Here is a 12,673-nt window from a genome sequence, read left to right on the forward strand (position 1 = left end):
CAAGCTGCTTGAGCTGCTCAACAGACAGGTTGCGCAGGTCCGCAGGAACCCGAACACGATCCAGCGCAGGAAAACGGCCAAAAGTGGGAATCGGTGACGCGGCGTTCTGGTTTTTAGAACTGTCCATGCGATTGTTTCCATCTTCTTTTTAGCGGAAAACGGCACATAACTGCCTTTTTCAGGCAGGGTATGCTGTTCCCCGGCGTGCCTTACATCGCGTTAACATGCCGACAGACATCGCGAACCAATGGGGTTTGGTTTAATGTTTTGTGAAAGAACGCAAGCACGGAAACAAAACTCGCTGCTGATTGTGTCTTTTTTGCAACAGGTAGCGAAAAAGACTTGAGCTTGACAAACGAGGCCACCTATATGCAGGCGAATACCTCATACACGCGTGGCTATACATGTTCCGCGCCTGTTGCTCCTTCTAACAGTCCACGGGTGGAGTAGCAGGCCAGGCAGGCAGCAGGTCCGGTCGCGCGCTTTATGGACATACTCAATACTGACTTGTCTTACTACCAGTCACGATACAGGCGTTAAGTGGATGCGCCAAAGCGGGGGTTTATGGCCGTACCGATAATGCAGGCCGTCAGGGTCGGCAGTTACGTTGTCAAACAGCATATTACGGGGCGCAAGCGCTATCCGCTGGTGCTCATGCTTGAGCCGCTTTTTCGCTGCAACCTGGCCTGTGCAGGCTGCGGAAAAATCGATTACCCAGCGGCTATTCTCAACCAGCGCATGACCGTGCAGGAATGTCTGGATGCGGATGCGGAAGCAGGCGCACCAGTGATTGCCGTAGCCGGCGGGGAACCGCTGCTGCACAAGGAAATGCCCGAAATCATCCGTGGGCTGATCGCGCGCAAGAAGTACGTCTACCTGTGCACGAACGCCCTGCTTCTTGAAAAGAAGATGGACGATTACGAACCATCCCCCTTCTTCTCGTGGGATGTGCATCTGGATGGCGACAAGACCATGCACGATGCCTCCGTCTGTCAGGACGGGGTGTACGAACGCGCAGTTGCCGCCATTAAAAAGGCCAAGGCGCGCGGTTTCCGCGTGTCCATCAACTGCACCGTGTTCGATGGGGCAGACCCCCAGCGTATGGCCAACTTCTTTGATGAAGTGATGGCCATGGGCGTGGACGGGATCATGACCGCACCGGGCTATGCCTACGAGCGTGCACCCGATCAGGCGCACTTCCTCAACCGGCAGAAAACCAAGCAGCTCTTCCGCGATGTGTTCCGTCTGGGCAAGGGCAAGAAGTGGCGGTTTACGCAGTCTCCGCTCTTCCTCAACTTCCTTGCCGGTAACGAGCAGTACCACTGCACGCCGTGGGGTAAGCCCCTGCGTAACGTGTTTGGCTGGCAGCGCCCGTGCTACCTGCTGGGTGAAGGCTACGCCAAGTCCTTCCGTGAGCTGATGGACGACACCAAGTGGGACGATTACGGCACCGGTAACTACGAAAAATGCGCCGACTGCATGGTGCATTCCGGTTATGAATCCACCGCTGTTATGGATGCCGTCCGCCGTCCCTGGCACATTGCCAAGGTCGCGCTGTTTGGCCCCGAAACCGAAAAGCCGATGGTGCCGGAAATCTCTCTGGCTAACCAGCGTCCGGCCCAGTACGTGTTTTCCAAGCAGGTGGAAGAGCAGATGGAAGCCATTGCGGCGCGCAAGCCCGCCAAGGCTCCCCGGGTTAAGGTCGTGCGTACCGAAGGTGCGAATGACGAGGCCCCCAAGGCTGCTGAACCTGCAGAAAGCAGTGCCGCAGACTGATTCGGCCCTGTGCGAATCGGTTAGGCGAGACAGAAAACGGCTCCTTCGGGAGCCGTTTTTTTGTGCCTGCCGTAAAAAGAATACCGATTTGGTCCGCTTTATCCGATGGTCAGGCATACACACGCTGCATGGACCTGGCCGGTAGGGAGGGTCGCATGTTCGGCGCTGGTCTCCCGCGGGATCATCCCTTATCGTGCGCGTGAGGCTTTTGTTGCGCAAAGCCCGCTACAGCATAAAGGCGTGTTGGTTTTACCCATGGCACTTTCCATTCTTGTTATTTTCTTTCTGGTTTTCCTCAACGCCGTGTTCGCCATGGGTGAACTCGCCCTTATTTCCGTGCGTAAGCCGCGTCTGGCGCAGTTGCAGGAGAGCGGTATGCGCGGTGCAGACCGGGCCATGCGGCTGGCCGAGGACCCGCAGATCTTCCTGCCCACGGTGCAGGTAGGCATGACGCTTGTCTCCATTCTGGAAGGCACGTTTGGTGGTGTGCAGATCGAGGCGCACCTGACCCCCATTCTGGAACGCTTTGCCCTTCTCAAACCCTTTGCCCCGCAGCTTTCCATGGTTGTTGTGGTGGTTTTCATTACCGCCATCATGCTGGTGCTGGGGGAACTGGTGCCCAAGCAGCTTGCCCTGCGGGAGCCGGAAAAAATGGCCGCCCGTCTGGCCATGCCGCTGGAACTGCTGGCCAGGGTCACGGGCCCGGTAGTCATGCTGCTGCGGGCTTCCTCCAACATGGTCCTGCGCCTGATGGGGGCGAGTGATGCGGTCAACCAGAGCCTGACGGAAGAGGAACTCAAAGCCTACATAGCCGAAGGAGCGCGTCTGGGCGTGCTGGAGCACGAGGAGCGCAGCATGATCGAGCGGCTCCTGCGGCTGGCAGACCGGCCTGTACGGGCAATTATGACGCCCAGAAACGAACTGTGCTGGATAGACCGCCATGCTGGGCGTGAGGCACTGGTGCAGGTGCTCAAGCAGACCAGCTACGCCCGCATTGTGGTGTGCGAAGGGGGGGTGGATAACCCCGTGGGCGTTATTCTGGCCAAGGACATGCTGGACCGGGTGCTTGAGGGCATGCCTGTTTCCATTGAGGCGGGCATGCGGCCGATGGTGGTGGTGCCGGACAGCATTTCCGCGCTGGATATGCTGGAGCGTATGCGTAGCATCAGTCTGGGTATGGCCTTCGTGCTGGACGAATACGGGGCGTTTGAAGGGGTCGTGACCCCGGCAGACCTGTTTGACGCCATTGTGGGGGAAACCTCGCACGAGCAGCCCCAGTCCAGCCACCACGCCGCCAACGTGCCTGCGCCCGATGCTGTGATCAGCCTTGAAGGAACCGCCTCGGTGGATGAGATCAAGGATATGCTGGGCCTGCGCTCTTTGCCGGAGGAAGGCAGCTACCACACTCTGGGTGGCCTACTGCTGGCCCTGCTGCGGCGTGTGCCTGCGGCGGGGGATAAGGTGGCCTATGATGGCTGGCTGTTTGAGGTGCTGGAAGTGGAAGGCCGCCGTGTGGCCCGTGTGCGGGCCAGCCGTCAGGCATTGGCGGAGAACTGAGGGAAGACCCGACCGGGCGCACCTCCCCCCGCTCCCGGCCTGTGTGCCGGGCCGGTGTGGGGTGTGCCTGTATGGTGCCCGGCCTGTTCTGGCAGGGGAGATACAACAAAGGGGCGCTTGGCTTATGCCAGCGCCCCTTTGTTGTGCAAGCGAATGCTCAGGCCGGATTGTAAGGTGCTTACCCCACACTCCCCGAAGGGAAAGCCCCCTGAGCCTGCATTGATTTAATGCAGGGTGCTGGCCAGAGCGGTTTCATCCGCAAAGTCAGGCCATGTGCCGTGTGCCAGAGCACTCAGGGAAGGGGTGGGCAGCTTCATTTTTGCAGCATAGCGCCACAGATAGGTCAGGGTCCGGTGGACGTAGTTCCGGGTTTCCTGGTTGGGGAGCAGTTCCATGAACATGAGCGGATCATCCGAGGATGCCGCCAGATTCTCCCAGTGGGCCAGTGCGTTGGGGCCTGCATTGTAACTGGCCAGCAGGCGGATGATGTCCCCGCCCCGTGCTTCGGTATGGTTGGCCTGCTGGGTCAGCTTGGCCAGATACTGCACGTAGCGCTGCCCGATTTCCAGATTAAGGCTGGGGTCATGCAGGGCAGAGGCCGAGCGCTCAAACCTGTGGTTGGGGTTGGAGGCAGAGGCACTGGTCACAAAATCGGCCGTTATGGGGCGGATCTGCATCAGCCCATGGGCCCCTGCGCCGGATACGGCGCGGGCATCAAAGTTGGATTCCACACGGGCCAGCGCGTAAACAAGTGCCGGGTCCATGGTAAAGCCGTTGCGTGGGCGCAGTTGTGGCAGGGGAGCATCGTCCGTGCTTTGCGCGGAGGTTGCCTGGCTTTGCAGGGAATCCTCCATTTCGCGCGCAAGGTCATGCAGCCCCGCCGCCCCGGCTACCAGTTGGAAGGACCGGGCGAGGGTGACGTCATGCAGGTTGGGCCATGCGCGGCGCATGGCGTTTTCCGCTATTTCCGGCTCCCCGACCTGAAGCAGGGCAAATACGCGCCGGCCAACCTCGGTATTCCCCACGGCTTCTATGTCAATTTCGGTCAGAACCGGGGCGGAGGCCGTGCTCTGGCTGTTAGCGCCCGAGCTTTCCAGCGGAGCAAAGCTGGCAAGGCCGTGGCGTTCGCTCAGCTTGTGTGGGGTGTTTGCCGCACGCAGCATGGTGTTCGCCAGAAGCCCGTAAAACGTGCGGGGGAAGGTGGCGGCATGCTGGAGCCACAGGTGCTGGCTGTGGGGATTGTTGGTTTTTTCGTGCGTCCGCGCGGCCCAGAAGGCGTTTGCGGCCCGCATTTCCGGCGTGGCGCGCGGTGCGTGGGAGGCACGTTCAAAAAACTGTCTGGCCTGCGCGTAGTCCTGCTTCTGCCACAGGGCCAGCCCGGCCACATAACCCGCCAGCGCATTGCGCCCGTGGGATACGGTGTTGGCTGTGCGGCTGATGTCCAGCGCCAGATCGGTTTCACCCGCGGCCAGCATGGCCTGTGCGGTTTCGGCCTGCAACTGGGCGGCATACGCAGGGGTCATACCCGGCGTGATGCTGATCAGGTGCAGAGCACTATGCACACCTTTAAGGCCCCATGTCGTGCGTTCACGCAAGGTGCGGTCCAGCATGGGGTTGCGGGTGAACTCCTGCAGCGGCCCTGCCGCAAGGGCGGCGTGTTCGGGGGCCAGATGCTCGGTGGAAGGGGCTGCGGGCATGGGCCCACCCCGTTCGGGTAGGGCGGCAAGCCGCGCCCATACGGCCGGAGCATCCGCGTAGGAGGTGTATTGCTTGAGCCAGTTGCGTAGCTCGGTCGCACTGGGGTGGTAGCTGGGGTTGAGGTAGCGGTTTGCCTCCACCTCACCCAGCAGCAGTGAGTCGGTCAGGTGGGTGGTGCTGTTGATCGCCTCGGCAAACGCACCCATGCGCTGGAGACGGAAAACGGCACGGATGTTGGTTGCTACATCCTGTGGCAGTGGTCTGGGTAGTACAAGATCATCGCCTTCCGGAAAAGCCCGGCGCGGCAGAACCATCGCCAGCTCTTCGCTGTGCGGTTCCGCCCCGTGGTCCGGGGAACTGGCATGGGCTCTCGTCGTGGTGACGGAAGCGCTGGCCAAAAGAGCGGCTCCAGCCAAAAAGGCTTTTGCCGCGATCTGATGAGGAATTTGACCTATCGCTCGCATGGCTGGCGGGGTCTAGGCTTTTTGCGCGCAAAAAGCAAGTTTACTCTGTGTAAACATTGGTTGGCGTGTTGGAGAAACCATTGCGCGCTTTGGCGTAACGCAACGGTTGTTGCTTTTGGAGTTCTTTGTTTTTCAAAGGTATTTGGCGTTATTTCATGCTGTAATTCTTTGTGACGGGTGTGGGGATATTGCCACTATCCCCTTGGTTGCTTCATGGCGTGTCACGCAGTGTTTTCATCACCAGCATAAGCGTTTGCCATATCTCCCGCCGGGCCGTGGGGGAGGCACGGAGCTGGAGCGGGTGGCGCATGGCCAGAACCGGTACATCCCCCAGACCGGGCAGGGCCAGCGTGCCCCATTCGCGCCGTGCGGCGGGGGTGTCTTTGCCGAGCAGCATGGTTGCGGGCAGGCGGCCGCACAGCACAAGGCGGCGGGGGGCAAACAGGGTGATCGCACGGTGCAGGAAGGGCAGGCAGATGCGCTGCTCCGCATCCGATGGGGGGCGGCCACCGGGAGGGCGCCACGGCAGGGCGGTGGCAAGGGTTAACTGGCTGCGCTCCAGTGGCAGCGGGGCCAGCAGTGTATCCAGCAAGGTGCCGCACAGGCCGGCAAAAACATGGCCGCTCCGGTCCTCATCCGCATCAGGGGCTTCCCCGATCAGCATGAGCGGGGCGTTGGTCGGGCCGGAGGGCAGGAGTGTGTGCATGGCCGTGCCGCGCAGGGAGCATGCATCAAACTGCTCCATGGCAGTGCGCAGGGCATCCGGTGTGCTTGCCTGTGCGGCGGCCTGCTGGGCAAGGGCTATGGACTCGCCCAGACTGGTAATGCCGCCTTCACTCCCCGCCGCAGGGGTGGGGTTCTGCCGCAGGGTATGGGGCGCTACCATGGGCGGAGCCTGCACGGCTGGCGCGCTCTGGCGGGGTTTGCCGGGGTTGGGCAGGCGTGGCAGATGGTGCGCGCCGGCCCCGCTCAGGCGGTGGTCTGTGGCGGTGTCGGTTACGGCGGTATCCACCCCCCATTCGGTATAGAGGCGGAGGAGGGAGAGGGCGTCGTGCATTATCCCACCCCTATCACAATCACGGGGTGGACCAGAATATGGAGCGGATGGTTTGGCGGTTTGGCATGAGCGCGGTAGAGACAAAGCCAGCCGTTCATGTCGTTCCTCATTTGCTATGCTGGCAGATGTGGGCCGCCAGCCGCGGCAACCCGGTGCTGCCGTCTCAGCCTGAATAGGGTTCTTATGCTGTTTTGTCGTCTTATGCCTACGGTTTTCCTGCTGTCTGCCACCATGCTGGTGTCGCCTGCGCTGGCGGCGGTGCCTGAGTCTGCACGTGTTTTACACCATAAAACCGGCCCCGCCGCCCAAGCCGGGCACGGGTATGTCGATTCGGAGGCTTACCTGCGCGGGATCGTGGCTGTGCGTCTGGGGGATGACCTTGAGGCAGCGCAGGCCTTCCGCAAGGCATTGCAGGCGGACCCGGCGGATGCGGACCTGTTGCGGCAGGCTTTTGTACGCAGCGTCATGGTTGGTGCCCCTCAGGCGGTGGAACTGGCCCGGGTTGTGGATAAAACACCACAGGACAGGAGTGTGATTTCCGCCCTTGTTCTGGGGGATGACGCAGCTATGCGCGGCACATGGCCCGAGGCCGTGCAGTATTATCACCGTGCCGGGGCCGACCCCATGGCCCGCCTGATTGTGCCGCTGCTGCTGGCGTGGTGCCAGCAGGCGCAGGGCCACGCGGATGAGGCAATAGAAAACCTGCTCCATGTGCCCGGCTCCGGTCTTATGCCGTTTTATACCCTGCATGCCGCACTTATTGCGCAGGTGGCAGGCCAGTCCGACCGGGCGGGGGCGCTGTTTGTGCAGGCCCAGAAAGCCATGCCCGGCTACGACATGCTCCTGACTCGCTCCCACGCGGCGTGGCTATGGAACCATGGCCAGCAGGACAAGGCACGGGCCGTTATTCGTAAACTGGTGGCAACAGACTCCATTCTGGGGCTGGCAGGCCCCGCCCTGCAGGCGGAAATCGCCCATTACCCCGTGACATCCGCGCGGGAGGGAATCGCCCGTGCCTATGTGCTAACCGCCTTCCTGCTCCGCCAGCAGGCGCGGGAGCAGGCCCAGCAGGGAATGGAAGGGGAGGGCAGTGCGCTCAACCTGTTCCAGTTTAATGAGGCCGCCCGCCTGATGCTGGGCTTTGCGCTGGCCATGGACCCAACGCTGGCTGATGCCCGCCTGATGCTGGCAGAAATTCAGGACGACGAGCACCATTTTGCCGCCGCGCGCGAAACACTGGTGCGCGTTCCCCCGCAGGACCCGCTGGCCATGGTCGCGACCCTGCGCCTTGCAGTACTGGAAACCACCAACGACCACCCGGCCGAGGCCATACCGCTCCTCCAGCATCTTGCCCAGCAGGTGCCGGGCCAGATTATTATAGAGCGCTCGCTGGGTAACGCCTTCAGCCAGACCAAGGACTGGAAGGCCGCCATAGCCGCCTATACCCGTGCAATTGATCTGGCCAACGTGCAGAAAAGCCCGGACTGGACGCTCCTGTTCCTGCGCGGCATGGCCTACCATGAAGCGGGGGACTGGGCCGCTGCCAAAAATGATACCCGCGCTGCGCTGGCCTATGCCCCGGATGAGCCGCTTTTACTCAATTTTCTGGGTTACGGCATGGTCGAACAGCATGAAGACCTGGCCGAAGCCGAACAGCTTTTGCGCAAGGCCCATGCGCTGGATGACCAGGACGCCGCCATAACAGACAGTCTGGGCTGGGTGCGCGTGGAGCAGGGTGATCTGGCGGGGGGGATTCCCCTGCTGGAAAAAGCCGCCGAGCAGACACCGGAAGACCCGGAGGTAAACTACCATCTGGGCGAGGCCTACTGGCGTATTGGCCGCAAGACCGAAGCCGTGGACCAGTGGAATGTGGCGCTGGGCTTACACCCCAGCCCGGCGGATGAAAGCCTTATACGGGCGGCCTTGCAAAAAGCGGGTGTTCCCCCCACACCTCCTGCCGGGGCGGGTAGCCCTGCGGCACAGCCGGTTCCGGCCGCGCAACCCGCCCCCGCACAACCTGTTCAGGAACAAGGAAAGCACACGCCGTGACCGTTGCAGCACTGGATGTCTCCACCTTTGCATTTACAGAGGCAGCCCCCGCCAAGGTTAACCTGTACCTGCACGTTACCGGCCGCCGGGCGGATGGGTACCACCTGCTGGACAGTCTGGTGGTGTTTGCCGGGGCGGGCGATGTGCTGCACTACCAGCCCGGCCCCGAACCACTGAGCCTGCATGTTACCGGCCGTTTTGGCCGTGTGCTGGATGCTGCCTCCACGGGGGCGGACAACCTTGTGCTTCGTGCGGCCCATGCGCTGCAGGGGCTGCGTGGGAGCCAGACCCGGTTGCCGGGCGGTACACTGGTGCTGGAAAAAAAGCTGCCTGTGGCCTCTGGCATTGGCGGAGGTTCGGCCGATGCCGCTGCGGCCCTGCGCCTGCTGGACCGGGCATGGAACGTGCAGGCCAGCCGCGCAGACCTGCTTGCACTGGCCCAGACACTGGGGGCGGATGTGCCCGTCTGCCTGCTAAGCCAGACAATGCGGATGGAAGGAATAGGGGAAAACCTGACCCCCGCCGCCCACCTGCCCGAATGCGGGATGGTTCTGGTAAATTGCGGGCAGGCTGTTTCCACCCCCGAGGTGTTCCGCCGCCGGGACGGGGCTTTTCTGCCGCGCGCTCCCTTGCCTGATAACTGGGCCGATATTGCCGATGTAGTGGCTTTTCTCAAACAGCAGGGGAATAGTCTGGAAGAGGCCGCCTGTGCTGTCTGCCCCCCTGTTGGCCATGTTCTGGCGGATATTGGCGGGCAGGATGGCTGTCTTATGGCCCGTATGAGCGGGTCTGGCGCAACATGTTTTGGGCTGTTTGCCACACCGCAGGCAGCACGGCAGGCCGCAGACCGGCTGGAAGACGCACACTCCGCATGGTGGGTGTGGGGGGGCGGTCTGGTATAATGCGCCTACAGAGTTAATTTATCGTCAACGCGTATAGCGTATAAAGATTCATTAACCATTTTTTATGATTCGGCCACTAAGCCTTTTCCTTCAGGGTATTTTACAGGGGAGGGGGGTGGCGATGGTGCATTATGTCAATACCAATGGCGTAAGCTGCGCAATTACGGACCATCAGGGTTTTCTGGGGGTGCGCGACGGCTACCATGTGGCCATGACCGCCCCCGATGGTACGCGCATTTATGCCGGTGTTATTCACCCTGCCATTTTTGGCGGACAAACCAACGGGAATGTCCTTTTAGGCACGCACGGGTCGTCCCGTGCCGTGCCAGCACCTGCGGGGGGCACATATGTTGTGCCGCCGGGCGTGCACGCCACGTTTGGCATAGGCCCCGCTACCGGGCACGCTCCGTTGGGGAGTGCATTTTACATAGGTGGTAATGCCCTGCTGGGTGTGGCCCTTGGTGCGCCCGCTGGTTTGCGGGTGTATGTGGTGGGGGGGTACGCCATGTTTGCCCCCACGGAGCCCAATGCCACACTTGATGGTGTGGAACTGAACATTGCCTATGGGGGTGTGTTCTCCTGCGGGGCTGGGCTGGCCGATGTGCTGTGCGGGGCCACGGTGCGCTTTGGGGCCGGGGGCGGTACGGTGGTGATCCACGCGGATTATGCACCGTTTGACCTGTCTGGCACTGCAATCATGGATTACAACCCCGAACAGGCCATGATCGAGGTCCGCCATAGTGCTCAGCCAGTCGTGACCTGCCGCGTGAGCGCGGACCGCCATTGCCGGAGCATTGTCCTGTACGGTCAGGGGCAGGAAGAAGTCGGGCGTTTTACCGTGGAACTGGCCCAGGGTGCCGTGCTGGATGCCGGGGAATACCATGTGGCCGATACACGCTGCCCGCTGCGCATTACGGCGGCAAAAGGCCAGACCCGTACCCGAGCCTGCTTTATTGAGGGCACGGATATCCACACCGCAAATGCTCCCGCAGAGGTAGAGGCATTGCAGGCCGGTAGCCTTGTAGATGTGTGGAGCAAGGGTGGCATGACAACCCAGCGCTTGTTGTGGGTTGCCCGCGGGCATGTGCAGGTCCGCCCCGACTGCGCGGAGGAGGAGGCAGGCTACCCCATTCGCGTTTTGCGCCATGCACTGGGGCAGAACCTGCCCGACCGGGACCTGCTGCTTACCCCCCAGCATACCGTTTTGCATAACGGGCGCTTTGTGCCCGTACGCCTGCTGGTGAATGGTGGCAGTATTTTTTATGATCACAGTATTACCAGCTATAATTACACCCTTATGCAAACAGAAACGCATGCTGTTCTTGTAGCCAATGGCGTACCCACAGAGTTTTATCTGGCGCAGGAGGCAGGGCAGGCAGAGGCATGGGCCGGTGGGGTCGTGCGTGTGGGCCGTGCGGCCCCCCATGTGTGGGAGAAGGAGGTTCTGCCATCCCCGCAGGTGGAGCGGGCGGCATTGGCAGCCATGTTTGCCCAGTTGCGCGCACGCGGCCCCAGCGTGCCGGGGTGCAGGCCGTTTGCGGCTGTACCGGAACTGAGCATGGACCCGGACCTGTTTCTGGTCACGGATCGGGGGCAGCGTATCAGGCTGCTGCGGCGTGAGGGAGACAGGTGCTTTTACATGCTGCCAGTCGGGGTGAAAAAGGTTTTCCTCACCTCGCGCACCACCCAGCCTTCGGCTGCTCATGGTGCTTATGGGGATGGCAGGCGTACTTTTGGGGTCAAAATAGGGGGCATAACCCTGTTTAGTGGTGGCCGACATGTGCCCCAGATATGCCATTTGCGGGCGGAGGGCGCCGCATGGCCCGGCTGGCATGTTATGGAAGCCAACGCAATAAGCCGCTGGACCACAGGTTATGCCGAATTACCGCTCAAGGGGGTAAAGGAAGGGCTGATCGGGCTGCTGACCATTCAGGTCCATGCGGCGGGGCCATTTGTTGTGCCGCCTCTGGCCGGGGTGGGGGATGGCAGGTTACGGGCCTGAACAAATGAGTTTTGCAGGGCGGGGTAGTTTTTTATAACTCCGCCCCCCCTGCGCTTCCACGCCAGAGGTGGGGTACGCAGGGGGGAAGGCTTTAACGGCCCTGATCGTGCGGGATCAGTCTTTGCGGCACTGGCGGATGTGGTTGAATGCCGCACTCAGCCCCATGGCCGCGAGCGCACCAAACAGGCTGGCCCGCAGACCGGATGAGACAAAAATTGTAAACGGGCTGTTCAGCCTGCGGGCGTTGGCTTCAAACGGGCCTTCGGCGCCGTAAGCGCCGGGTACCGGGTTGTACAGGTCATCTGGCTGAATGCCCTCGGCCCAGTCATGGCTCATCTGGGCTTTGTAGCCGTGGCTGGCCAGCCGGGCCTCGCGGCAGCTGCGGCCAGCCAGACGCCAAAGGGCGGCAAAGCTGTTGGCCCAACCGATGGAAATGGAGCGGCTGGTAGTAAAGGCCGCGCGGCAAATGGCCTCTGCGGCAACTTCTGGTTCGTAAACCGGGCCAAAGGGTTTGAGCCGCTTGCCGGTCAGGTTGCGGGTCCAGCCATAATGCGGGGTGTTAATGGCAGGCAGGTCCACCATAACAATGCGGATATGGTCTGCATCATGCCGCAGTTCCGTACGCAGGCTGTTGCAAAAGCCGCGCAGGGCCGCGCGGGAGCCGTTCTCTGCTGCCTGTAGGGGCAGGTCACGCAGTGTGGGGGCCAGATCAAGGTTGATAATTGCCCCCTGTCCCCTGCGCCGCATAACGTTCAGGGCTGCCAGTGTGCCGTTAACGCTGCCAAGATAGGTAACTTGCGTGGCCCGTGCGATGTCCTGTGCATTCAGGGCTGCAACCTGGCCAACAACTGTGGCCCCCGCGCAGTTGGCCCAGACAGAAATGGGGCCGAGTTCGCTTTCAACCCGGTTGGCGGCGTCCTGCACGGCCTGTGCGTCGGCCACGTCCACGCTGATGACAAGGGAGCGGACGGAATGCTGGGCCAGATTCTGTGCCGTGGCGTCCAGGCGTTCCTTGTCCCGCCCCAGCAGGGCGACATCAAACCCCGCGCGCCCCAGTGCGCGGGCTGCTGCACGGCCAATGCCCGAACCTGCTCCTGTAATGACCGCAATCTGAGTTGCCATGCCTGATGTGCCTCCCGCGTTGGTTCTGGTGGTGTGGATGGGGTGT

Annotated in this window: 8 protein-coding genes; 5 read left to right on the plus strand and 3 right to left on the minus strand. The window is 61.8% G+C overall.

Annotated features, from left to right (window positions below; translation table 11 throughout):
* Positions 1 to 564 precede the first annotated feature (564 nt).
* Together hpnH and GOB83_RS03085 are read left to right on the plus strand one after the other, a co-directional pair.
* Complete coding sequence (gene hpnH / locus GOB83_RS03080) at positions 565 to 1,776, plus strand: adenosyl-hopene transferase HpnH (protein ID WP_086647240.1); 1,212 nt, start codon at positions 565 to 567, stop codon at positions 1,774 to 1,776.
* Between the two features lie 255 nt (positions 1,777 to 2,031).
* Positions 2,032 to 3,333, plus strand: coding sequence for a hemolysin family protein (locus tag GOB83_RS03085; protein ID WP_086647241.1), 1,302 nt, complete (start codon positions 2,032 to 2,034; stop codon positions 3,331 to 3,333).
* A gap of 224 nt (positions 3,334 to 3,557) precedes the next feature.
* On the opposite strand, the gene GOB83_RS03090 is transcribed toward GOB83_RS03085, so the two are convergent.
* Together GOB83_RS03090 and GOB83_RS03095 are read right to left on the minus strand one after the other, a co-directional pair.
* On the minus strand, positions 3,558 to 5,495 hold the full coding sequence (locus GOB83_RS03090; RefSeq protein WP_165925216.1) for a transglycosylase SLT domain-containing protein: 1,938 nt from the start codon (positions 5,493 to 5,495) through the stop codon (positions 3,558 to 3,560).
* A gap of 211 nt (positions 5,496 to 5,706) precedes the next feature.
* A complete protein-coding gene (locus GOB83_RS03095) occupies positions 5,707 to 6,552 on the minus strand; it encodes a uracil-DNA glycosylase (RefSeq protein WP_194301277.1) in 846 nt (281 codons plus the stop codon).
* Between the two features lie 183 nt (positions 6,553 to 6,735).
* Between GOB83_RS03095 and GOB83_RS03100 the strand changes: the two genes are divergently transcribed.
* From GOB83_RS03100 to GOB83_RS03110, 3 genes are all read left to right on the plus strand, one after another.
* Positions 6,736 to 8,601: a tetratricopeptide repeat protein gene (locus GOB83_RS03100; protein WP_165925217.1), complete on the plus strand. Its 1,866-nt coding sequence runs from the start codon at positions 6,736 to 6,738 to the stop codon at positions 8,599 to 8,601.
* Positions 8,598 to 9,503: a 4-(cytidine 5'-diphospho)-2-C-methyl-D-erythritol kinase gene (locus GOB83_RS03105; protein ID WP_086647225.1), complete on the plus strand. Its 906-nt coding sequence runs from the start codon at positions 8,598 to 8,600 to the stop codon at positions 9,501 to 9,503. The genes GOB83_RS03100 and GOB83_RS03105 overlap by 4 nt, the downstream gene beginning before the upstream one ends.
* A gap of 121 nt (positions 9,504 to 9,624) precedes the next feature.
* Positions 9,625 to 11,505 (plus strand): Hint domain-containing protein, encoded by a 1,881-nt coding sequence (locus GOB83_RS03110; protein WP_165925218.1) that lies wholly within the window; start codon positions 9,625 to 9,627, stop codon positions 11,503 to 11,505.
* Between the two features lie 114 nt (positions 11,506 to 11,619).
* Here GOB83_RS03110 and GOB83_RS03115 read toward each other — a convergent pair whose 3' ends face one another.
* Entirely contained in the window at positions 11,620 to 12,627 is a 1,008-nt protein-coding gene (locus GOB83_RS03115; RefSeq protein WP_165925219.1) for an SDR family oxidoreductase, read from the minus strand.
* Between the last annotated feature and the right edge of the window lie 46 nt (positions 12,628 to 12,673).

The sequence above is a fragment of the Acetobacter fabarum genome (assembly GCF_011516925.1).
GTDB classification, from domain to species: domain Bacteria; phylum Pseudomonadota; class Alphaproteobacteria; order Acetobacterales; family Acetobacteraceae; genus Acetobacter; species Acetobacter fabarum.